This window comes from Thermodesulforhabdus norvegica, assembly GCF_900114975.1.
In the GTDB taxonomy this organism is placed as follows: domain Bacteria; phylum Desulfobacterota; class Syntrophobacteria; order Syntrophobacterales; family Thermodesulforhabdaceae; genus Thermodesulforhabdus; species Thermodesulforhabdus norvegica.
In genome coordinates this window covers 44842-65433 of record NZ_FOUU01000009.1, presented here as the reverse complement: position 1 = coordinate 65433, position 20592 = coordinate 44842, and the positions used below count along the sequence as shown (strand labels likewise).

The 20592-nt window shown below is 51.6% G+C and carries 23 protein-coding genes, 1 other RNA gene and 1 pseudogene; 10 read left to right on the top strand and 15 right to left on the bottom strand.

Annotated features, from left to right (window positions below):
• Positions 1 to 174 precede the first annotated feature (174 nt).
• From BM091_RS11335 to BM091_RS11310, 7 genes are all read right to left on the bottom strand, one after another.
• Positions 175 to 417 (bottom strand): hypothetical protein, encoded by a 243-nt coding sequence (locus BM091_RS11335; RefSeq protein WP_093395884.1) that lies wholly within the window; start codon positions 415 to 417, stop codon positions 175 to 177.
• Between the two features lie 15 nt (positions 418 to 432).
• The gene (locus tag BM091_RS11330; RefSeq protein ID WP_177193632.1) at positions 433 to 1155 is read right to left on the bottom strand and encodes an MBL fold metallo-hydrolase; all 723 of its coding nucleotides are present in this window, start codon (positions 1153 to 1155) and stop codon (positions 433 to 435) included.
• Positions 1156 to 1177: 22 nt separating this feature from the next.
• The gene (locus BM091_RS13980; protein ID WP_177193631.1) at positions 1178 to 2170 is read right to left on the bottom strand and encodes a hypothetical protein; all 993 of its coding nucleotides are present in this window, start codon (positions 2168 to 2170) and stop codon (positions 1178 to 1180) included.
• Between the two features lie 80 nt (positions 2171 to 2250).
• The gene (locus BM091_RS11325; protein WP_093395881.1) at positions 2251 to 2742 is read right to left on the bottom strand and encodes a hypothetical protein; all 492 of its coding nucleotides are present in this window, start codon (positions 2740 to 2742) and stop codon (positions 2251 to 2253) included.
• 49 nt (positions 2743 to 2791) lie between these two features.
• Positions 2792 to 3550, bottom strand: coding sequence for a ThiF family adenylyltransferase (locus tag BM091_RS11320; RefSeq protein WP_093395879.1), 759 nt, complete (start codon positions 3548 to 3550; stop codon positions 2792 to 2794).
• A gap of 115 nt (positions 3551 to 3665) precedes the next feature.
• On the bottom strand, positions 3666 to 3974 hold the full coding sequence (locus tag BM091_RS11315; protein WP_218148889.1) for a HEPN domain-containing protein: 309 nt from the start codon (positions 3972 to 3974) through the stop codon (positions 3666 to 3668).
• Complete coding sequence (locus BM091_RS11310; protein WP_093395878.1) at positions 3971 to 4486, bottom strand: nucleotidyltransferase domain-containing protein; 516 nt, start codon at positions 4484 to 4486, stop codon at positions 3971 to 3973. Before BM091_RS11310 ends, BM091_RS11315 begins: the two co-directional genes overlap by 4 nt.
• Before the next feature lie 801 nt (positions 4487 to 5287).
• Between BM091_RS11310 and fabD the strand changes: the two genes are divergently transcribed.
• The 4 genes from fabD to BM091_RS11290 are packed head-to-tail and all read left to right on the top strand — an operon-like array spanning position 5288 to position 8337.
• A complete protein-coding gene (gene fabD / locus BM091_RS11305; RefSeq protein WP_093395876.1) occupies positions 5288 to 6217 on the top strand; it encodes an ACP S-malonyltransferase in 930 nt (309 codons plus the stop codon).
• 10 nt (positions 6218 to 6227) lie between these two features.
• Positions 6228 to 6845: an MlaC/ttg2D family ABC transporter substrate-binding protein gene (locus BM091_RS11300; protein WP_093395875.1), complete on the top strand. Its 618-nt coding sequence runs from the start codon at positions 6228 to 6230 to the stop codon at positions 6843 to 6845.
• Positions 6842 to 7549, top strand: a complete 708-nt coding sequence (gene radC / locus BM091_RS11295) for a RadC family protein (protein ID WP_093395873.1) — start codon at positions 6842 to 6844, stop codon at positions 7547 to 7549. Before BM091_RS11300 ends, radC begins: the two co-directional genes overlap by 4 nt.
• On the top strand, positions 7546 to 8337 hold the full coding sequence (locus BM091_RS11290; RefSeq protein WP_093395872.1) for an ABC transporter ATP-binding protein: 792 nt from the start codon (positions 7546 to 7548) through the stop codon (positions 8335 to 8337). The genes radC and BM091_RS11290 overlap by 4 nt, the downstream gene beginning before the upstream one ends.
• Here the strand turns inward: BM091_RS11290 and BM091_RS11285 are convergent.
• Together BM091_RS11285 and mltG are read right to left on the bottom strand one after the other, a co-directional pair.
• Positions 8304 to 9146: an NTP transferase domain-containing protein gene (locus BM091_RS11285; RefSeq protein WP_093395870.1), complete on the bottom strand. Its 843-nt coding sequence runs from the start codon at positions 9144 to 9146 to the stop codon at positions 8304 to 8306. The two genes, BM091_RS11290 and BM091_RS11285, sit on opposite strands and share 34 nt — an antisense overlap.
• On the bottom strand, positions 9146 to 10234 hold the full coding sequence (gene mltG / locus BM091_RS11280) for an endolytic transglycosylase MltG (protein WP_093395868.1): 1089 nt from the start codon (positions 10232 to 10234) through the stop codon (positions 9146 to 9148). The genes BM091_RS11285 and mltG overlap by 1 nt, the downstream gene beginning before the upstream one ends.
• Positions 10235 to 10403: 169 nt before the next feature.
• Here mltG and purM point away from each other — a divergent pair, with 169 nt between their 5' ends.
• Genes purM through BM091_RS11260 form a run of 4 tightly spaced genes read left to right on the top strand, consistent with a single transcriptional unit; the run spans position 10404 to position 15280 of the window.
• The gene (gene purM / locus BM091_RS11275; RefSeq protein ID WP_093395866.1) at positions 10404 to 11486 is read left to right on the top strand and encodes a phosphoribosylformylglycinamidine cyclo-ligase; all 1083 of its coding nucleotides are present in this window, start codon (positions 10404 to 10406) and stop codon (positions 11484 to 11486) included.
• Positions 11486 to 12436: an AAA family ATPase gene (locus BM091_RS11270; RefSeq protein WP_245735357.1), complete on the top strand. Its 951-nt coding sequence runs from the start codon at positions 11486 to 11488 to the stop codon at positions 12434 to 12436. Before purM ends, BM091_RS11270 begins: the two co-directional genes overlap by 1 nt.
• A 32-nt stretch (positions 12437 to 12468) precedes the next feature.
• Positions 12469 to 13314: a DUF58 domain-containing protein gene (locus tag BM091_RS11265; protein ID WP_093395865.1), complete on the top strand. Its 846-nt coding sequence runs from the start codon at positions 12469 to 12471 to the stop codon at positions 13312 to 13314.
• Positions 13280 to 15280: a transglutaminase TgpA family protein gene (locus BM091_RS11260; RefSeq protein WP_143083141.1), complete on the top strand. Its 2001-nt coding sequence runs from the start codon at positions 13280 to 13282 to the stop codon at positions 15278 to 15280. The genes BM091_RS11265 and BM091_RS11260 overlap by 35 nt, the downstream gene beginning before the upstream one ends.
• Here BM091_RS11260 and BM091_RS11255 read toward each other — a convergent pair.
• A complete protein-coding gene (locus BM091_RS11255) occupies positions 15277 to 15963 on the bottom strand; it encodes an HAD family hydrolase (protein WP_177193630.1) in 687 nt (228 codons plus the stop codon). The genes BM091_RS11260 and BM091_RS11255 overlap by 4 nt on opposite strands.
• A gap of 251 nt (positions 15964 to 16214) precedes the next feature.
• On the opposite strand from BM091_RS11255, the gene ssrA reads away from it, so the two are divergent.
• Positions 16215 to 16574, top strand: a transfer-messenger RNA (tmRNA) gene (ssrA, locus tag BM091_RS11250).
• Between the two features lie 121 nt (positions 16575 to 16695).
• Here the strand turns inward: ssrA and BM091_RS11245 are convergent.
• Both BM091_RS11245 and BM091_RS11240 read right to left on the bottom strand, forming a co-directional pair.
• Positions 16696 to 17748, bottom strand: a complete 1053-nt coding sequence (locus BM091_RS11245) for a DUF4236 domain-containing protein (RefSeq protein ID WP_093395861.1) — start codon at positions 17746 to 17748, stop codon at positions 16696 to 16698.
• Positions 17745 to 18176: a pyrimidine dimer DNA glycosylase/endonuclease V gene (locus tag BM091_RS11240; protein WP_093395859.1), complete on the bottom strand. Its 432-nt coding sequence runs from the start codon at positions 18174 to 18176 to the stop codon at positions 17745 to 17747. The genes BM091_RS11245 and BM091_RS11240 overlap by 4 nt, the downstream gene beginning before the upstream one ends.
• Positions 18177 to 18475: 299 nt before the next feature.
• On the opposite strand from BM091_RS11240, the gene BM091_RS11235 reads away from it, so the two are divergent.
• Positions 18476 to 18730, top strand: coding sequence for a hypothetical protein (locus BM091_RS11235; protein WP_093395858.1), 255 nt, complete (start codon positions 18476 to 18478; stop codon positions 18728 to 18730).
• A gap of 110 nt (positions 18731 to 18840) precedes the next feature.
• Here the strand turns inward: BM091_RS11235 and BM091_RS11230 are convergent.
• The 3 genes and pseudogenes from BM091_RS11230 to BM091_RS13975 form a co-directional block, all read right to left on the bottom strand.
• Positions 18841 to 19437, bottom strand: a pseudogene (locus BM091_RS11230) (DUF3387 domain-containing protein); the annotation flags it as partial.
• Positions 19438 to 19855: 418 nt separating this feature from the next.
• On the bottom strand, positions 19856 to 20302 hold the full coding sequence (locus tag BM091_RS11225) for a type II toxin-antitoxin system VapC family toxin (RefSeq protein WP_093395856.1): 447 nt from the start codon (positions 20300 to 20302) through the stop codon (positions 19856 to 19858).
• On the bottom strand, positions 20277 to 20588 hold the full coding sequence (locus BM091_RS13975) for a type II toxin-antitoxin system Phd/YefM family antitoxin (RefSeq protein WP_093395855.1): 312 nt from the start codon (positions 20586 to 20588) through the stop codon (positions 20277 to 20279). Before BM091_RS13975 ends, BM091_RS11225 begins: the two co-directional genes overlap by 26 nt.
• Positions 20589 to 20592: the final 4 nt, after the last annotated feature.

Below are 20592 nucleotides of genomic sequence, written 5' to 3'. Positions count from 1 at the left end.
ATATTTCCTGTTGCCCCGTTTTCTTGCTATTATTGTTCCGGTTCCTTTTGTCTCCATAACAATTACATTTCACAGATCACCTCCATATGTGTCAAGAATAAAACGGATTTAAATATACAGTTACACTATGTGGAACAATAAACCTTTGAAAACCCTAGAACTTCCAGTAGGCGTTTACAAAAAATGGAAAACTTGAGCGAATAAAATGTCTCCTGCGTAATACGTAGTCAGGTCTTTCTTGCTTCTTCTGGCAGCCGCAAGAGGGGCATGCAAGGTATAGGGAAGGGGACGCACCAGCTCGAAAAGCCATCCTAAGCCTTTGAACTTGAAGCCCACCGCTTCCGCTACTTCCGGCGGCAGGCAGACAAGGGCGGCCAAGGCCCGGTCAAGATACTTTAAAAAGACTTTTTTGATCATTGCACAATGTCCTCCTTAACAGGATGGATGTTTCAGGACTAAAGGCTTCTTCGGCCGGGGAGCAGTCGCAAACGGGACGCCGTGACCCGGTATGATAATATCGGAGAGCTCGGCTAACCTGGTTTGGCTCTCCAGAGCTTGACGGTGATCGTAAAAGTCTGCGTTATGGCGCCATATCTTTCCCTGGGCGAAGTAACTGTAAGAGATGACCGCATCACCTGCCACGGCAATACGGGCCCGCAGCCCGGCCAGACGTCCGGCGACGAGCACCGAAGCGTGATGGTCGGTGTGGCCGGGGGTGTAAATAACCTTAACGCCGTCTGCAATCTCTTCGCCGTCTTTTACCGGCCTAAATCCCGGCCGTCCCAGTTTTTCCCAAAGAGGAACAGAAACCAGGTGCTCGGCCCGGGGGAAGAGGCTCAGGTTGCCGAAGTGGTCGCGATGCCAGTGGGTGATAAAAACTGCGTCCACCGTTTCCGGCGCAACACCAGAAGACCGCAGGGCGAACTCCAGTATCTCAGCGTTTCGCTTCCGATTGGTCTCGTCTCCACATTCCTCGAAGTCAAAGCCTGTATCCACCAGAACCACCCGGTCGCTTTCCACCAGCGTGACGGTAGACCCGCCGCCTATGCCCAGCTCCCCCTTTAGACCGAAAAGGGTGGGCCCGGGCCGCTCGTGAGGCTCCAGGCGCAGGGTGCCGATCTTTATTACCTTCACCCTCGGGTATTCTAAAGGCAATTGCACTTCCTCCCGAAAGTGTTCAGGGGCTGCAGCAGCAGGAACAGTAACAGGTATCGGTGCAACAGCCGCAGCACTCACAATGACTATGGGGGATGTAGCCCTCAAGCAGGGCCCTGCGCTCGGCCTCGAGCAGCCTCTGCGATTCTGGCGTGAGTTCGGCCCAGCCGCACCCGGCACAGCGCCATATTTTCACCGCTACAGAGCGGCCATGGGCCGTGCGGAAAGTCTCCACATCCACGCGCCGTTCCTCGAGAGCCATCTCGGCGGGACGGCCGCAGCGCGGGCAATTGGGCGGCTCCACCACGTCAGGGTCAGAGGCCGGCTCAAGCTCACCGTCCCCCGGTCGCCAGTAGGCCGAGTCCAGGCTCGGTACCTCCACCGCAGTTACGATGGCCCTAACCGTGTCTTCCGCCAGGAGGTCACGGCCCCGTAGCTCCCCGGCGCAAAGCCTTCCGTCTTTTCCCACATTCGGGTGACGGTCGCAGTCAACCAGGCACTCCCAATCGGTGAAGCCTCCTCTTACCGGAGAGCCTACCACCAGAAGGATCTTCCGCACGAGAAGCGCCCTGCGCCGGTCGCCATAGCGGTAAAGGCGCCCTTCCTTCCAGAAAGTGTTTATTCGACGGCGGTCGCAGTTGCCCAATACCAGCCGGTCGCCCTCTACCCCTGTGACTGTAAAACCGGCGGCAAGACAGGTGCGCAGCAGGGTTAAAATCCGATCCCAGCTCTCCGGCGACACCTCTTCAGACCGACGGGACAGCCGCTCCATCTCGCGGGCGAAGGCACGCTGTAAGCCGCAGGCGTGGGACTGAAGGCAAGTAGCCAGTATCTCCTGCATCTTTGCTTCATTAACGGCGGTTTCTACCACTATCGTTCGGACTTCCAGTCCTGCCGTGCGGGCGAGGTTCAGAAAATCCTGGACAAAGCGGGGCGTTCCCGCTTTGATCAAGTGTTTTAAGTCTTCAAGGTACTGCAGGGCATAACTCGTAGCCCGGGGATACGCCGCAGCCATTGTCTTCCTTTCCTCCTTTTATTTACTACGAACCTCACAATCTTTTGCCGCTGACGATGGACAAAAGACTGCTCTCCCGGTTAGCCCACCGTCCAGGCACAGAGGAGGGCCAGGCTTGCCGCACCTTCAGCCCGTTCAAGGTGCCAGCAGAGATTGGTCTCCTCCGGCAGACTGTTCTCGAGCTTCTCCAGCGCTTCTTCTATCTCGGCGATGGTGATCCGGCATGGGCAAAGCATAACGAGTATCACGTAAGCGGGAGTGGCTTTCCCGAGCCAGGCCTGTAGTTTGCCAAAAGCGGCCTCGACCGCCGCTTCGGGGCCCTCTCCAACGCCCAACGCCCAGGATGCAAGCTTTGGGGTGCGACCGGAAGGCAGGACGGGCGAATGGGGGTAGGAACACTCACTCTCAAAGAGGAAAGGGCACAGCCGACAGCGGACTGGAACCGACATCTCCGTGCCGAGATGAGAGATGGATACCGATGCCTCTGAATTGACTGTGAGCCGCAAATCTCCACTTACCACCTGCGCGGGTAGCTTTCTGAGAGGGTTTTGTGGCCAGGGGCAGGGTATCATCTCGTCCTCTCCTCCTTAGCCTGAGCTACACATCGTGCCTGGTCTTGGTCTATGCCTGCTGAAAAACACGGCGGATCGCCTCCCGCAGGTCACCGGAATATAGGTAGGTGCCGAGGTCAAGGCGCGCAGTAATCACGATCACCGCCAGGGCGGCCAAGAACTGTGGCGTGCCGACAAAGCTCGGCACCGTGCCATAGCCCCGGACTTCCCCGTCCTCCCAGGGCAGTTCGCCCGTGCGGTCCCAGGTGATGTAAAAGCCGTCGTAGCCGAGCTTCAGATACCACCACAGTTTCTCCTTTGTCGCGCGTTCTTTTACCAGCAGGTTATCGGTGCAGTCCACAAACCAATCGATCCTCGGCGGCAGCAGTCCTTCCACCTCCTGGTAGATGTACGGAAAAAGATGCAGCACGCACGCCGGGCGCCGCTCGGCAACAAGCTCTGCTAAGGCTTCAACCTTGAGCATCCCTACCTGAGCAACCGTGTAGGGCATCCGGTTGAGATTGTGGGGCTCAATAACGTCCGGATCAATAAGGACAAGTTCCCGCTTTTTCAGGTCTTGCAGGTTACTCATTGGGTAGCCTACAGTCGTGAGATAACTTTTCCTGGTCGAAAACGTGTTCCACAGCCTATACACCGGGACGGGTAGTACCTTTTCGTCCGGCAACCCGGCCACTTCTTTGAGGTCCAGGGTGTGGATATCCTCCGGGCGGTCGTGAAACGGCACCTGGCGGATGTTCCAACGTTGCTGAAGCGGGTCGTTCGAGTCCAGGTGGTCGGTGCTCCAGACCGAGTGAGGGGATAGGGACACCTGTCATCCTTCTACAATCAGGCTCTGACAGGTCGAAAGCACTTCTCCGGCTTCTTTCAGTTTGATTTTCGCGTCCTGTTGGGAGTAGAGTTCCTCGGCGGAAACGCCGGAGGCCTCATCTCCGTAAAAACTCAACTCTTGTTCTGCTCGTAAGGCTCGTGAAATGGAAGCCAACCTTGGTATCTCCTTTTGAAAAAAACTCCGGAAACCGATGGACTTCTCGGCGAAGCCATGGACCGACATCATGACTGCGCGGGACTTCTATGCCAGCCCATATAAGCGCAGCCTTCAAGGCCGATTCCACCGTTTCCTGGCAACGGCGGACTACCAGATTCCAATAAGCCCTTTCGTAAAGAAAATGCGCTTCTTCCATGATGGCTGCGGCCCGTTTCAACATGGCTTGGGCCATTTCGTGGTTGTTCATAGCTCAATTACCTCGCCCGGTTGAAGGTCAGGTTTGAGGTCCCAATAATGCACCCTGCCGACACGTTTGCGCCGGGCGCCGAGAGACTGAAGGCGCTTCCGGAGTTGCTCCAGTACACCTGCCATGAAGCCTTCTTTGTCGTAGAGCAGGACAGATTCCTGGGTCATGTCCAGATAAACGGGATGGAAATGTTGAGCTTCATGGCGCGTGCGGATAATCTCCACAAAGTCGGTGTAGATATCCTGATCCCAGAGTTCCTCCAGCACAGGGGTGAGAGCCTCGCGCGCGGGTTCCAGCAAGGCGCGGCGACGGATCATGCCATGGGGCGCGTCCTCCAGCACAATGAAGAGGTCGATGTCAGAATAGGGACCGGTCTCACCACGAACCACCGATCCGAAGAGCACCACCGAGACCAGGTTCTCACCTAGGGTATCATGGATTTGCTCAGCATATTGCCGTGCCAATGCCAGGAGATGGGCATTGAGTTGTCGAACATCCTGTGTTGCAGACATTGAGTTCCTCCGTCATTCATCTCACATTTATTATTCCCTGTTCCCCGTGGCTCCGTGCGATTATCCAGTTAGCCCTGGATAATGCGAAAAATCCCTTCTTTCATCAACACCGCCCCCAAAGTTGAGCAGGTATCTCAATTTCAACCCCGTGAGTTTAGGACAAGTGAGCACCAGCTTCTTGGGTAATGCTTCGTTAATTGTGTCCGGTTGACATGAGGGGGAAAAGAGGCTTGCCTCCCGTAAATAGTGTTAACCCTTAAGGAAAAAAGGAGGAAAGCCCATGACTTTTAATCGGGATGATATTCTTAAACTTATTTAGAAAGGGGTCAAGAGGTATCGCATCGAACAACTTGAAGATATGAGATGTGAGACGTGAGACGTGAGGTGCGAGATGTGGTTCCGAACCACCAAAGGTGTTACCAAACGCTCACATCTTACATCTCACATCTTACATCTCACATCTCACATGGGCACATCTCTCATCTCGTGGCACAAATAAAGAACAGTTATGGCAATAGAGAAAATGCCAGGTCCTATGAAAGGGCAGCAGGGCACGTAATAGGGAAAGCAATCCTGTTCAACTTCTGCTTCCTCCTCTTCCTCCTTTTCTTCTTTATGTTTCTTACCCTTGCAAAGATACCAAATCCGTTATGCTCGTCTCAACTGCGCCTGAAATACAACTACCGCCACCCCTGAAATCCGTTTTTTCGAACAGGCTCGGCTTTGCTCTTGACAACGGTATATCTCATGATAAATGCAGCCATCAACATTCAGGTTCGTTATGGCAGGGAGGATTCTTAAATGATGAAGTGGGTGTTTCTGTTTCCGGGTCAGGGATCTCAGTATGTTGGCATGGGAAAAATATTTTATGAAGAGTACAGAGAAATTCGAAGTTTATTTGAGGAGGCCGGCGATCTTTTGAAAATGGATTTGGTAAAGCTATGTTTTGATGGCCCGGAGGAGGAGCTTGTTAAAACGAGAAATGTCCAGCCGGCCATCACCGTTGTTAATATAGCCTGTTACAGAGTTCTTGAGATGCACGGTATATATCCGGTAGCCGCGGCAGGACACAGCCTCGGGGAATACAGTGCATTGTACGCTGCCGGTGTGCTATCCCTGCATGACGTTCTTAAGCTGGTTAAGGCTCGCGGTGAATACATGGATGAGGCAGCACAGAAAAACCCCGGTGGTATGCTGGCGGTAATAGGCGCCGATGATGATACGGTTGCCAGAATATGTATAGAGTCAGGTGCCGAGATTGCTAACATTAATTCCTATGACCAGATAATTCTCACGGGCTCTTATGATGAGATAAAGGCCGCCGAACGCCTGTGTAAGGAACTCAAGGTCAGGCGGTGCATTCGTCTTAACGTGAGTGGCCCCTGGCACAGTAAGTACATGAAAGGTGCTCAGGAAAAATTTCTGGATTTTTTGAACAAGTGCGATTTTAGAGATCCCCGCATACCTATAGTGGCAAATCTGGACGGACGTCCTGTCAGTAATGGTGAGGATGCGCGATATAAACTCGGGAAGCAGATAAGCTCTTCCGTTATGTGGCGGCAAAGCATGGAATGGTTTATAGGTAATGGTTACAGTCATTTCGTTGAAGTAGGTCCAAAGCAGGTTCTCGGGGGAATTGCGAAGAAAATAGATAAATCCTGTGTGGTGGCAGGTGTTGAAGATAGTGAAACTTTGCTCAGGTTTTTGCAAAGGAACAATAACCGAAGCTAAGGAGTGCATTATGCTCTACAACAGAATAAGAACCTTTGGGGCACTGATTTTAATCGGTCTGTTTTCGGCAGTTTCATCTGTTCACGGAGAAACCGGCCCCATGGATGTAATTAAGTCCGGGACTCAGAGAGTTCTTAATATATTGAACACCTGCAAGCCCGGTGAAACTCTAACAGTCGCAGAGTATCGCGCAGAGCTGGAGAAGATAGTGGACGAGTACTTCGACTTTGATGAAATGTCCATCAGGGTTCTCGGAAGGCATGTCAGATCTTTCACTCCGGAACAGCGTTCGGAGTTTAGAGATCTCTTTCGGGAGCTTCTTTTCGAGACTTACATAGACAGATATGAGACCTACACGTGCGGCGGGAACGAGGAGGTCATATACGAAGGCGAGGTTATCAGGGAGCCTTATGCATTGGTTAAGACTGTAGTAAGAGGTTACAAGGATACTGATGTAGTGGTTGAATACCGGCTTAAAAAGAAACCTGAGGGCTGGAAGGTTTATGATGTTGTAGTTGAGGGTGTCAGCTTAATCCAGAATTATCGGAGCCAGTTTAACGATATTCTCGTCAGAGAAAGTAGCGAGCAATTGTTGCAAAGGCTTCGACAGAAAGTAAATAAAGGATGAAGGGAAGTGAAAGAAACCTAAACGTTGATCCGAATGATGTAGCGGGTCATCGCAGGCGGTTGCGTGAGCGCTTTAAAAAATCGGGTCTTGACGGTTTTCAGGATTATGAAGTTCTGGAACTGTTGCTCACTTACGTAATACCCCGGAAAGACGTTAAGGGCACGGCGAAGCGCCTTATCCGGGAGTTCGGTAGTCTGTCGGCGGTTTTCGATGCTCCAAGGGAGTTATTACAGTCTGTTGAGGGAATTGGGCCCGAAGCGGCCCTGTTTCTATCCCTGATACCCGAGGTTATCTCCCGTTATGGAGAAAGCAAAAAAGGGGAGCGCCCCAGGCTTACATCGGTTCAGGAAGCGGTAGAATTCCTGAGACCCCGGGTTGACAGACCCTACGAGTCCTTCTGGATTGTGGCTCTGAACAGCCGTAACGAGGTCATTGCGATCGAGCTGGTTCAGAAGGGTAGTGTCAACAGAGTCAGCGTCATTCCCAGAATGGTTGTGGAGTCGGCCATAAAACACAAGGCAACGGGAATAATCCTTGCGCACAATCATCCCGGAGGCGTGGTTGAACCTTCTCAGGCTGACATAAACCTTACGAAGGTGCTTTTTGATGTGCTCCATAATCTGGACATTGCACTCCTGGACCACTTAATTATCACTCATTCGGGATACTTTTCTTTTGCCGAAAGGGGGATGCTAAAAAAGTGAGCGTGATTCTTCGGGATGTATGTTTTGTAAGGTCGGGGCAGAAGATTCTGTCTCACATCACATGGGAAGTTCAGCAGGGTGATAGGTGGGTTATTTTGGGCCCGAACGGCTCGGGTAAAACAACACTTCTCAAGCTTATCTCCGGTTACATTTGGCCTACATCAGGAACCGTGGAAGTCCTTGGGAAACGCTTTGGCACGGTGGATCTTCGCCTCCTCAGGCGCAAAATAGGATGGGTCGGATCTTTTCTTCAGGAACTCATCCCACCGGGTCAGAAGGTTTTTGATGTAATAGCGGGTGGTGTTTCGGCTTCTTTCGGGAAGGTCTACGGTTGCGAAGTTCCTTTTGATGCAGTTGAAAGATGGGCCCGGGTGGTACAGTGTGATTCTTTACTGGACAAACCCTACGGAGTGCTTTCACAGGGCGAAAAACAACGAGTACTTCTTGCAAGAGCCCTTATTTCCGAACCAGACCTTTTGTTGCTGGATGAACCCTGCGCCGGGCTTGATGTTGTGGCCCGTGAGTATTTCTTAAAAACCCTGGAGCACATAGCAGGCCGGCGTAAGACCATGGCCGTACTACTGGTTACTCATCACATTGAAGAGGTCGCTCCTTTTTTTACCGGAGCGGTTGTTATGAAGGCCGGCAGATTTATAGCCAGCGGCTCCAGCGACCGGGTTTTAACGGACGATATACTGAAGGAAGCTTTCAACGTGCCCGTGAAGGTCTTGCGCCATAACGGAAGATTTGCCCTTTATTGCACCGTTGACCTTATCAGGCCGGCATAAAGAGCCTGAATTTTCCTAAGCGCTTCCGGTGTGTCTGCTCCTATAACCTCCCACTCGGGTACCTCTATGAAGCCGAAGTTCATTCCCTTTTCGTTCATAATTTCAACGAGATCGGTGAGAAAATATTCCTTAATTTCCCGCCAGGTTCCGTCTATATTTTTTTTGACCGAATGATACCGATCGAAAAGCTCGTTACAGCAGGCCAGCAGTTCACCACGGCGAAGGGCGTAAATCCCGGCGTTGCAAAGGTTCATCATCTCGAGATCGGACTTGCTCAGATCTTTCCAGTATTGCCATTCGACGATCCTCTTTACTTTTTCACCTTCCGTCAAAAGCCGGCCGTATTGCTTGGGATCCGAAGGTCTGAAGGCTATCAGAGCGGCTTCAAATCCCGTAGCGTCGATGTGCTTTATGAGGCGCCGATAGGTGTGAGATCGCACAAGAGGTACATCTCCCATGGTAATCAGAACGTATTTTGTCTCGACCTTTTCGAGAAATTCACGTGAGGCAAGAAGGGCACCACCGGTGCCGTTCAGTTCCGGCTGATAAATGTAAACTACTTTTTCCTCCTTCAGTGTCTCCTTAACCGTTTCCGCATCATGGTGAACGACTATAGCAACCCTGCCTTTTGGAACCTGCGAAATGATCTCTTTAATGAAGGGCCTTGAACCGTCAAAGATACTGGTACCGGGCAAAAGAGGTAATAGTGTTTTGTTGTTTAAAAAACCCTTCATTCGAGTACCACGCCCGGCCGCAAGGATCAGGGTTGTGACTTCCTCACCGGAAGACTCTCTGGTTACCTCTTCCATTACTCCTCCGTGGGGTTCTCGTCGGTTTTTCCCGGTTCTATTTCCGATCTGGTAAGGTCCTGGCAAGCCCTTTCTGAATCACGCACTCTTCTTATTGCCTGGAGATGCTCCCTGTAGGTCTCAGAGAAAATGTGTCGTCCATCTCCCCGGCTCACGAAATAAAGGTAAGAAACGTTGGCAGGATACAGTGCGGCTTTTATCGATGCAAGGCCGGGATTGCAGATAGGTGAAGGGGGCAATCCTCGTATAAAATAGGTGTTATAGGGAGTTTTGCGCAGGATGTGGTCCCTTTTTACGGGCCCTCTGAAAAAGGGTATATCGTAAACTGCCGTTGGGTCGCTCTGCAAAGGCATCCCCTTTTTTAACCGGTTGTAAAAAACGGCAGCAATGATCGGGCGTTCATCATCCATTACCGCCTCCTTTTCTACGATGGATGCCATGGTGACAACGTCGTGTAACGTCATACCGAGCTTTTTTGCTCTGCTTTCTCCCTCAGACGGGAATCGCCTCCAGAAAGTCCTAACCATGGTTTTCAAGATCGTTTTTGCGTTATCAAGTCTGGTGAAGATGTAAGTGTCGGGAAAAAGATATCCTTCGAGTGTCGTCGCGTTAATTCCCAGAGACCGTATGAACGGTGGATCGGAAGCAAGCCTTATGACTTCTTCGGTTTTGGCAAGTCCGGTCCTGTTGACACGTTCTGCCACCTCGTAGATCGTTGACCCTTCGGGGATGGTTACGATGTAGCGAATGACATCGCCTCGAAATATCCTCTCTATGAGGCTTTTCGGTGTGCTGAAGGTGTATACGGCATACTCACCGCTTTTAAGACCCCTGGCGTAACCGGATATTTTCACAAACCAGTAAATTTTTTCTCTGTCCCGGTCAGACATGTTCAAAAGCCGGGCAATGCCTGTGACGATCTGAGATGCCTTTGCGCCCTTTGGGACACTGTAAACGTATTCACCGTTTATAGCAAAGGGTCGATAGACGAAAAGGACGGACGGTACTATATAACAGGCAGTAAAGATCAGCGCTGCTGAAGTGACCGTCAGTATCAGAAGTATAAGAAGGCTACAAAATCTCCTCACGAAAGCCCCCTCTTGAACACCGGGTTTTTTTCACATACACGGATCGTGACCACAATTCAAACAAAAACGGCAGATCATCGCAATTGCCATATAGCGACTCCCTGTGTAATAATTGATAGGGGCTGTGTGATACACGGTTAGTTCAGTTTGAGACGGGGAGCATTTTGATATGACCCATCGTGACAATGAAACTCGTGGAGCCGATTTGTACAGGGAAGCAGGAGTTGACCTTGAAAAAGCCAGTACTCTTGTCGACAGAATTAAGCCGCTTGCCCAGAAGACTTACCGTAAAGGCGTAAGAGGGGGCATAGGAGGTTTTGGAGCCCTTTATGCACTTGACCCGAATGAAGTGAAACAACCCCTGCTCGTGTCTTCTACCGATGGTGTGGGGACGAAACTTAAAGTCGCTTTTCTCGCAAAAAAATACGATACCGTTGGCATAGACCTTGTTGCCATGTGTGCCAACGACATCCTCGTTCATGGAGCCAGACCTCTCTTCTTTCTCGATTACATTGCCATGGGCCGAATAGATCTGGATGTGCTTGAACAGGTTATTTACGGGATTGCAGAAGGATGTGAGCAGGCTGGATGTGCTTTAATAGGCGGTGAAACCGCCGAGATGCCCGATTTTTACGATCCCGGTGAATTCGACATGGCAGGATTTATAGTGGGCCTGGTAAACGAGGGTGAAGTTGTGGACGGAGCGTCGATACACTTCGGTGATGTTATAATAGGGCTTGAATCAAACGGATTACATTCCAACGGATACAGCCTCGTAAGGAAGATCGTTTTCGGTGAACTGAAAATGACCCCGGACGACATTATTGCCGAATGCGGATGTACTGTAGCCGAAGAACTTCTTAAGCCTACCAGGATCTACGTTCCGGTGGTTCTTAAGCTCTTGAGAAACGTAGCCGTAAAGGGAATGGCCCACATTACGGGTGGCGGCTTGGTTGACAACATACCCCGAGTACTTCCTAACGCCTGCGTGGCGGTTATTGAAGAAGGTTCCTGGAATGTACCTCCTATCTTTGCTTTTTTGAAAGAAAGGGGAGGGATTTCTGATCAGGAAATGTATCGGGTTTTCAATAACGGTATAGGCTATGTGCTTTTTGTCGATCCCGATGACGCAAATGTGGCGCTGGAGCAGTGTGCCGCAATGGGGATAAAGGCCTACGTTATCGGAACGGTAGAACAGCGGAAGGATGACAATTGCCCCCAGATTCACATTAGGAAAAGGTCTTCTGTATAGTGGTTGCCCTGAGCGATTCGATCGTACACCCCGGCATACGTCGGGTAATTGACGTTTTATCCAACTTTCTTCACGGCAAAGAACAGGCTCTCAGACTGGCCCTGATTTGCTTCTTTGCAAGAGGGCATCTTCTCATTGAGGACCTTCCGGGACTTGGTAAAACGACACTTGCAATAGGTATTGCCAGAGCCCTGGGCATGGATTTCGGGCGCATCCAATGTACCAGTGATCTTTTGCCGTCGGATGTGACGGGATTATCCATCTTTGATCAACAACGGAGTATCTTTGAGTTTAAACCGGGGCCGATTTTTCACAACATAGTTCTGGTTGATGAAATAAACAGAGCTCCCCCTAAAACTCAGAGCGCCTTGCTTGAAGCCATGGGTGAAAAGCAGGTAACCGTCGAAGGTCGTACGTACCCGCTGCCGGTACCTTTCTTCGTAATAGCAACTCAGAACCCCCTGGAGAGTTTTGGGACCTTTCCCCTGCCGGAGTCTCAGATGGATCGGTTTATGATGAAGATAAGTATAGGGTATCCGTCCCGTGAGGCCGAGAGGGAAATTCTAAGAGGTGGGAGCAGAAGAAGGGAGCTTTACTCACTGGATCCGGTTCTTACACAGGAGGAAATCCTGGAGATTCAGGAAAGTGCCAGAAAAAATGTGCATGTTTCCGATCTGGTGCTCGACTACCTGCAGAACATCGTTGCCTTAACGAGGACAAGCCCGTTGCTTCGGGCCGGCCTTTCCACTCGCGGCGCCCTTGCATTACTTCATACTTCCAGGGTTGATGCCTTTTTCAAGGGAAAAGAGTTCGTCAGCCCCGAAAATATTAGATCCGTTGCGCCTTATGTGATATCTCACAGGATACTTCCCAGAGAGGAATATAGATCTGTGGATCGGATGGAGGTGGTGAGATCACTCCTGGAAGAGGTACCCGTACCCGTGTACTGAAAATTAATAAAGCCGGACACATTTACATCGGAATGACCATTCTTATTGCCCTTGCGGGAGTAAACACGGGAAATAACCTCATTTATTTGACGGCCTCGTTCCTCCTGGCTTACATGCTCATTTCCGGCTGGATTGCCCAGCTTAACCTTAAGGGGATTGTGATCCACGTCCGATATCCGGACGAAATCTTTGCCAATGTTGCTTTTCCTGTTTTCGTCCACGTACAGAACAGAAAAAAATTTATTCCGTCCTTCTTCATCGATGTAAAAGTCGGTGATGCTGGTCGCTTTCTCTTCTGGGTTCCTTCTAGAGCAACGATAAGCCTCACGCTTTACGATAAATGTACTCATAGAGGCATTAATCGAATGCCCGCCCCTCGAATTTGTTCGTCTTTTCCGTTTAACTTTTTTACACGTATGAGATATGCAGGCGATCCCGTGGAGATCACCGTTTTCCCGGAGCCTAAAAAATGTGACCTCTCTGCCCTTCAGGATCCGGAAAGAACTGAGGATGGGGGTCGTGAAAATGAAAGGACTTACGATTTTGAGAACCTGGTTTCCATAAGGAATTATATTCCCGGCGATCCCTGGAAATTCATAAACTGGAAAGCAACCGCCAAAACCGGGGAATTAAAGGTGAACGAGCTTGATTCAGGCAGGCCGGGATCGTTCGTATTTGATCTGATAGGCCTTCCCGAAGAATATTATGAGGAGTTGCTAAGTTGCTATACCTACCTTATCCTTGAACTTTCCAGGTCAGGCGTACCGCTGGGGGTTAAAACCCCGAAGGTGTTTATTCCTCCGGGAACGGGAAGAGATCACGTGAGAAGGATTCTCACGGTTCTTGCAACGTACAATGAACCTCAGACAGGCTATTGACATTCTTATATTGTTTCTCTCGGTCTTTACCGTCAGTTTGAACTGGCGAATTGCCAATACTGCCCTGACCATAATTTCATCTATCGGACTGGCCCTTGAGATAGCCTACCGTGTAGCCTACGGGGCCTCTCTGCCCATACCTCGCTGGCTGCTGAACGCCCTGGGAATTGGTTGTGTTATTCTAACGGCTACGAGATTTTCATGGGAAAATCCGCTGCCTCCACTTGTGGATTGTATATTATTGCTCATGGTTATCAAATGGGTGGAGCGAAGGAACGCCCGGGATTACCTTCAGATGATCGCCCTGTCGCTATTTCAGCTCGTTATTTATGCTTTTTATACCTTTGACATCACTTTTTTCATCATACTTTTGGCGGTCTTCTATCTGGGAACCCTTACACTTTTGCTCCTTACGGCCTTTGACGGTGAAAAGAGCCTTACGCGGCTGGAATCGGGGTTCCTGAAACGAAGCTTTATGGTATCGGCATTGCAAATGATACTCGTGCTACCTGTGACGACCTTGCTTTTTTTCATTTTGCCCCGGACGAGCACACCCATTCTGGCCTTTCTTCAGAAGCCATCTGTCGGGAGGACGGGCTTTACCGATAATATTTCACTGGGCGAGGTGGGAGAAATACAGGAAAGCGAGTCCATTGCCTTCAGAGCAACTGCGGAAAAGTTGCCCGACGATAAACTTTACTGGAGGGCAATCGTTTTTGACTTTTTTGACGGAAAAAGATGGTATGCAAGTAAGGCAGTACGCCCTGACGAAGAACTTTCCGAAAGAAATTACCGGAACCCGGATTCACAGGTTGTACAGGTTGTGCTTCTTGAGCCTCATGGTGAACCCTATCTGGTGTGTCTGGATGTGCCGGTTGAGGTGGTGACTGCAAGGAAAAAGGTGCTGATATCAAAAGAGTCTGTTGTGTTTATGTTCAGACACCCAATATGGTCGCGGATAAAATACACCTGTAAGTCTCTCATAGAAGAGAGGCCAATTCCAGAACCCCGGTCTCTTGCTCCATATCTTCAGCTCCCTCGTAACCTTTCTGAAGACGTAAAAAGGCTTGTAGAGAAGCTTGCGGTTCCTGAGAGGCCGGAACTGACGCTACGTCATCTCGCAAAGTGGTTCCGTGATAACAGGTTCATATACGACCTGTCGAACCTCCCGGTTTCAGAAGACCCCCTTCGGGAATTTCTTTTTAAAACCAGGCGTGGAAACTGCGAATATTTCGCTTCGGCTTTTGGTGTGATGCTTCGTATAGCCGGAATTCCGACGAGACTTGTCGGAGGATACAGAGGGGGTAAATACAATCCCCTTGGAGGCTATTACCTGGTACTCCACAGGGATGCTCATGTGTGGGTTGAAGCCTATATCGACGGGCAGGGCTGGGTCAGAATTGATCCTGTTTCTTTTGCGGTATCGGAAGTGGCAGGAATGCAAAAGCCTTCGGGTTTCTGGCTTAAACTCCGTCTATACGGTGATATCATCTCTTACTACTGGGATCAGGTGGTAATTTTATATGACGTTTCGAAACAAATGAAGCTGGTAAATCTTGTGAGGTTTCGAATGAAGCTGGGAAGACACTTTAAAATGGAGTGGCCGGACGTTAAAAAAGCTAAGCAGACATTGATGATGATCGTGTTTTTTTTGGCTATTTCCGGAGGTTTTATTGTTGCACTTAGAGTCCGAAAGCATCGCTTACCTGAGCACGCAAGGCTTTGCAGAGCCTTCGAGAGATGTCTCTGGCGTTACGGGCTGGAGCGTCCTCCGGGTATGAGTCTTGAGGAATTTGTAGCTCTCCTGGAGGGAAAGGCGCCGGCTTCAGTGGTAGAGCAGGCCAGACGCTTTGTGAATCTCTATTCCGAGTGTCTTTACAAAAACTCGAGGTTTTCCGAAGAAAATGTAAGAGAGCTGAGAGAAATAGTTAAAGAGCTGAGGAAAGGTGCGGGTACGACCCGCTAATCATCCAACAGCAGACCCAATTTCTCCGGAGTCATCCCGGAAAAACCCGCGATGACCATATCGGCGGCTCCAAGGCTTTCTGCAGGAAAGGAGTTTGTAACGGCGATTACCTGAAGGCCGGCTTTTTTGGCCGCCTCAACACCCGATGGCGTGTCTTCAAAAACGACACATTTTTCCGGAGACAGGGTTCTTCCCAGTAAGAGCTCAAGTTTTCTCCTCGCGAGCAGGTAAGATTCCGGGTCTGGCTTGCTTTTCGTTACGTCCTCTGCGGTTACGAAAACGTCAAAGGCGTCGTACAGGCCAATGGATTTCAGGAAGGCCAGCACTTCGTTACGTAAGGCTCCGGAAACGAGAGCGAGACTCATATTGGAAGCCTTTGCTGCCTTTATAAAATCCACCACCCCGTCGAAGGGCTTTACCTCAGAAGCGTATCTCAGGACCTTTGCATTCTTTTCCGCTATCAACCTTTCGATAAGGGCCTGTTCAGGCCGAACATTGTGCTCTCGCAATATTTCCCTGAAGCCGTCTCGGTCGTCAAAACCAATGTACTTCTTCGCATAGGTTTCGTAGGTAAAGTATATCCCGAAAGGCTTCAATGTTTCGAGAAAGCTTCTGTAGTGAACCGGTTCTGTATCGACTATAACACCGTCGCAATCGAAGAAAATAGCCTCTATTCTTCCCATTGTGAAAAACCCTTGTGCAACGTTTAAACTTCGGCGATCTTGCATTCTACGATTCAGCCGATCTCTTGCTTTTATTACACAGGAACCTTTTTTGAGATCGGCGCGTAAATGCCATGGTCACGGACACCCATCGGTGTGGTATAATACAAAAAAATCATTAGGAAAAGCGATTGAAGTAGACGGAGGCTTGACTAAGGGTAAGTAGCCTTTTAAATTTAAAATACCTTGTTGGTTGATAGATGGTCCTGGAAGGGGGCGATCTGGGTTCGACGGGGGTCAAGAGGCTTAAGCTGCATGCCGAGCGACCTGACGGCTCGTAAAAACGGTCAGGGTTAAACATAACCGCAGACGATTACGCTTACGCAGCAGCCGCCTAAGACCGGCTGCCGTCTCGCCGGCAAGTTCCCGCTGAGCCGGTAGAGGCGTCGGGTATGCGGGATAGCTTTCCGGGAATGCCTGCATCCCGGAAGGCGAATATTCAGGCAGGCTAGCCCGAAGGGAATCCTGCTCGGGTGGAGTCCCGAGGGCGAAATTTAGATACCCGGGCTAAGCATGTAGAGGCTTAGGCTGAAGGCTTCCGGACGCGGGTTCGATTCCCGCCGCCTCCACCAATCTATGATCCGCTAAAATCCGTCTTTGTTAGAGAACCAATCATAAATCAGGGACTCAGCGTGATCTTAGCCGCAAAAGTTCATCCTGGTCCGTTGGTGTTATCGGCTTATCATCATTTGATTACGTTTTGACGAAAAATCCCAACCGGGCTGCCACGTCCTCGTAATCGGGGTCTTCGGCGTAGAGCTTTTCGAGTTCGCTACGTGCCCGCCGAAGCCGGCCGAGTTCCTCGTAGACCAGAGCCCGTTCGTACCGAAGTGCCCGAAGCAATTCCTCAGACCTGCCTTTCTTCCGGCGTAAGGCGGCCGTCAGGGTTTCAAGGGCCGCGGTCAGGAGTCCGAGCCCGCGCAAAGCCCTGGCCTTATACAGGAGCAACGCGGTATGAACCGGCGTGTCGTTCCCGATGCCTTCGGCCAGGCTCACCACCCTGCGACAGGCGTCTTTATCCCCCGGATGGGCGGCAAGTAGGAGCTCCGCCAGAGAAAGCCTCACCACCACGTCGTCCGGTTCGAGCTCTCTGAGTCTTTCCAGGCAGACGATTGCGTCTTTCCAGCGTTCCTGACGCTGGTAAACCTCCACCAGGCCCAGCAATACCCCCCTGAGATCTGGTCTTACATGAACGGTTACTTCGTCGGTAATGGGAAAGCTGGTGACTGCGGAGATCCCGTACCTGGAGAGGTGACGTCCCAGCCGGTCGTGCTTCTCTGCGGCCATGGTCAAGTAATCGGCAGCTTTCTGCAAACGGCCTTTCTTCAGGGCCAGGAAACCGGCGAGACACGCACAGTCGGCCAGGTGAAGGGCCCTTTCGAAGTGTTCCAGGGCCTTATCTTCGTTGCCGCGGATCAGTTCCCGGCAGCCGTCCACCAGCGCTTCCTCGTCGTCCGGAGTGATAAGCCTCTTCAAGAAACCCAGCGTCAGCCGGTCTTCGGGCGGGACCGTTGGGGCGGTCGGGGTAGAGTGAGCTCCGCTCCTCCCGGCACCGGACTTCCTGCCCGAAAGCGTGGTAGTGTAGAAGATGCCCGTTCCCGGGATGCCTACCGTGGCCCGCTTACCCCTCGGACCGATGGTGAACTTCGCCCCGCGTGGCCCGAAGGACACGGATGCGCCCGACTTGCTGAGATTCAGGGTCACGCCCGGAGCGATTCGGACCCTTTTCCAGAAGCGGAAACTCATTTTACCACCTCCCAGGTTTCCACGTCTCCCGGAACGACCCTCATCAACGGGTGTGGATCGGGATTTTCAATCCTGCAAAGGTTTCGGAAACCCTCCGGATCCCGTCTTTTCAACTTGTAAAGAAGATGTCTCCACTCATAACGAAGCTGCCCTACGGAAACTTCTATTGGGCTGACTTCAACGACAGCTCCAAGCCTGGTTTCGTCGAAACGATAACCGCGGCGCCGAGCCTCCTCGAGTACCGCATGGAGATACGCATTGATTGCAGCAATCGGGTCTTTGTGCTCCCGAAAGCGCCGGAGCTGAGGGTGCGATCGGTAACCCCGTGTCTTCCCTTCCAGCACCGCCCTGGCAAGCAACCCTTCACGCCACAGGGCCACCAATCCCCTGGCGTCCAGGTACTTCGGATGCAGTGACCAGAGCCTCATCGTCCATTCCTCGCCGTCAAAAATCCCGGGTTTATGCCGTGTCAGAATAACTCTAACCCTTTGGTTCCAGCAATAAAATAATCCATGGGAACAGGGCTTAGCCAGAACGGAAACAGCCTCTTAAAATGGAGAAATGTGTTGAAAGCGAATGATCCGTTACGCTTCTTGTCTTATGGTCTTTCGATCTGGAAAAGAGGGACGAGCAGTTTGTCGCAACTAATAGCTACATGACCGACGAAGGTTTCACCTGTCCGCAAGAAATTAGCCCGTCTTGGTGAGATGAGGGGGGAGATAGTCCTATGGAAGGCCCATCGATGAACACTCCGGTGACTCCAGAGACGAAAGGGCAGGGTTGCCGATTTGTGATAAAGAATTTTTATGAAATGCTCATCGATGATAACCGGAGTTTGTTGGCCGTGGTAATGACGGCACAGCAAAATCCAAAACGGGTACGATGGCTCCTTCATGACTTCAGGCGTGATTTCGAACACATGACTAAGGATGAACTCCTTCGTTATGCTGTCGTCGAACCCTTTTGCGTGTGCTTTATTTGAATATTGAACGAGCCATTAAGACAGGTAAGATCGGGCATCGCGAGCACGGGATAGTTAAGATTCAGAAAAAGACTGCATAAGGGAGAACAAAAGCCGACGGCCAGCGGTCCTCAGGACATCACCCACTCTTCACACAAGACCTCTGTCTGTTTCAAGACCAGTTCGGTCGCCTGCTCCTGCTTATCGGGCGGATAGCCGTATTTTCGCAGGATGCGCTTGACCAGCACCCGCAGCTGGGCACGGGTATTTTCCCGCTTGCTCCAATCCACCGAGACGCTTCCACGTACCCTTTCCACCAACTCCTGGGCAATCTTCCTCAGTGTCTCATCCCCCAGGACCTGCACCGCACTCTCGTTGGAAGCCAGTGCGTCGTAGAACGCCGCCTCGTCTTCGGATAGTCCTAGATCCTCGCCCCGCCGAGCGGCTTCGCGCATCTGCTTGGCAATGGCGATCAGTTCTTCGATCACCTGCGCCGCTTCGATGGCTCGATTGTGATATTTGTTCAACGCCTGCTCGAGCAATTCCGAGAACGCCCGGGATTGCACAACGTTCTTGCGCAAGCGCACCTGAATTTCGTCCTGAAGGAGCCTTTTCAGCGTCTTCACGGCCAGGTTCTTATGGGGCAGAGCACGCACTTCGACGAGGAACTCACCTGAAAGGATGGAAATATCCGGCTTCTCCAGGCAGGCCGCCGCGAAAATGTCCACTTTCATATCGTGGCAACCAGGCCCACCATTGATTATTGTCCTTCTCAGCCGGAAAGAGGTATGAAAACCGCGCCTGTTCCCGCAAAGTTTGTCCAAACTGCTGGTACTCAGAAAAATGACGCAGAGAACTGCTGACACTGCTGACGCGCCACCTCTGCCGTCAACGCAGAATGCGGCGATGCGGAACACTTTCCGAAGCGCTTCCCAAAGATTCCCATGATGTGCTCCTTCGTACGAAAAAGTGGCCGTCTTGGGATAGGCCGAGTTGAGCTGCAACAGGGGTTGGGACCACCACCTGCCCTGGTGCCGTTGCGTATCCACGAGGGCGCGGACGCGCTTGCCAGCGATGTTGAGGAAGCTGCACAGGTGGGCCTGGTAGTCGCTCAACCTGCGGTGGTGGAAAGTGAAGGCGTCTATGCTATTGCTCCGGGTCGGTTTCCTCAAGCAGATTCACCCAGGGTAGCGCGTCTTGAACGGCTCGAACCAGGCGTCGGTCGGCAGTCCAGAATTCGGCGCCCAGCCGCTCGGCCAGCGCCAGGTAGTGGGCGTCGTAGGCAGCGGAAAGGGAAAAACGGCGTGCAATTTCCAAAGCCTGTTTGTGCAGGTCACCGTCGCCGTAGAGCTCGATGTCGAGGTTCAGGGCCATATCCAGGAGCTCCGAGGCCTCTTGAGGAGATAACTCACCATGAACTGCGTAGCGATAAACAGCGTTGGTGATTTCGTAGTAAACAAGAGCGGGTGCAATCAGCAACCGCCCTGTTTCCTGCCATTCCCTCCACAACTGTACAGCGGTCGCGTTGGGGGTGCCGCTTTGTAGCAACCGCAGGACGAAGCTGGCGTCAAGGCAAACCGGTGAGTTGAGCACTTCGCTCCTCCCGCATCTGACGGATGACCTCCTCCGGCGGTGGAAGCGGACTTCCCCCTCTACGGGCCTTAATCCGGGCTCCCAACTGAAGAATTTGCTCCAGCGTTTCCTGCCAGGTTGCTTGGGGCTGTCCCTTTCGTAGCCGCTCGTACGCTTCCACGGAGAGCACAACAACATAGGGCTTGCCGCCCCGCTCGACGATAAAGGTTTCCCGGTTTTCCACTGCCCGGCGCATCAGTTCGCCGAAGCGGATGCGGGCCTCGGTGGCGCTAACCACACGTTCCATCGTT

Excerpts from the sequence above, each read along its gene's own strand:
- BM091_RS11235 (WP_093395858.1), top strand. The coding sequence starts at position 18,476 with ATGGAAGGCCCATCGATGAACACTCCGGTGACTCCAGAGACGAAAGGG.
- BM091_RS13980 (WP_177193631.1), bottom strand. The coding sequence starts at position 2,170 with ATGGCTGCGGCGTATCCCCGGGCTACGAGTTATGCCCTGCAGTACCTT.
- BM091_RS11325 (WP_093395881.1), bottom strand. The coding sequence starts at position 2,742 with ATGATACCCTGCCCCTGGCCACAAAACCCTCTCAGAAAGCTACCCGCG.
- BM091_RS11245 (WP_093395861.1), bottom strand. The coding sequence starts at position 17,748 with ATGAGTTTCCGCTTCTGGAAAAGGGTCCGAATCGCTCCGGGCGTGACC.
- fabD (WP_093395876.1), top strand. The coding sequence starts at position 5,288 with ATGATGAAGTGGGTGTTTCTGTTTCCGGGTCAGGGATCTCAGTATGTT.
- BM091_RS11265 (WP_093395865.1), top strand. The coding sequence starts at position 12,469 with ATGACCATTCTTATTGCCCTTGCGGGAGTAAACACGGGAAATAACCTC.
- purM (WP_093395866.1), top strand. The coding sequence starts at position 10,404 with ATGACCCATCGTGACAATGAAACTCGTGGAGCCGATTTGTACAGGGAA.
- BM091_RS11240 (WP_093395859.1), bottom strand. The coding sequence starts at position 18,176 with ATGAGGCTCTGGTCACTGCATCCGAAGTACCTGGACGCCAGGGGATTG.
- BM091_RS11285 (WP_093395870.1), bottom strand. The coding sequence starts at position 9,146 with ATGGAAGAGGTAACCAGAGAGTCTTCCGGTGAGGAAGTCACAACCCTG.
- BM091_RS13975 (WP_093395855.1), bottom strand. The coding sequence starts at position 20,588 with ATGGAACGTGTGGTTAGCGCCACCGAGGCCCGCATCCGCTTCGGCGAA.
- BM091_RS11315 (WP_218148889.1), bottom strand. The coding sequence starts at position 3,974 with ATGAACAACCACGAAATGGCCCAAGCCATGTTGAAACGGGCCGCAGCC.
- radC (WP_093395873.1), top strand. The coding sequence starts at position 6,842 with ATGAAGGGAAGTGAAAGAAACCTAAACGTTGATCCGAATGATGTAGCG.
- BM091_RS11310 (WP_093395878.1), bottom strand. The coding sequence starts at position 4,486 with ATGTCTGCAACACAGGATGTTCGACAACTCAATGCCCATCTCCTGGCA.
- BM091_RS11335 (WP_093395884.1), bottom strand. The coding sequence starts at position 417 with ATGATCAAAAAAGTCTTTTTAAAGTATCTTGACCGGGCCTTGGCCGCC.
- BM091_RS11300 (WP_093395875.1), top strand. The coding sequence starts at position 6,228 with ATGCTCTACAACAGAATAAGAACCTTTGGGGCACTGATTTTAATCGGT.
- BM091_RS11255 (WP_177193630.1), bottom strand. The coding sequence starts at position 15,963 with ATGGGAAGAATAGAGGCTATTTTCTTCGATTGCGACGGTGTTATAGTC.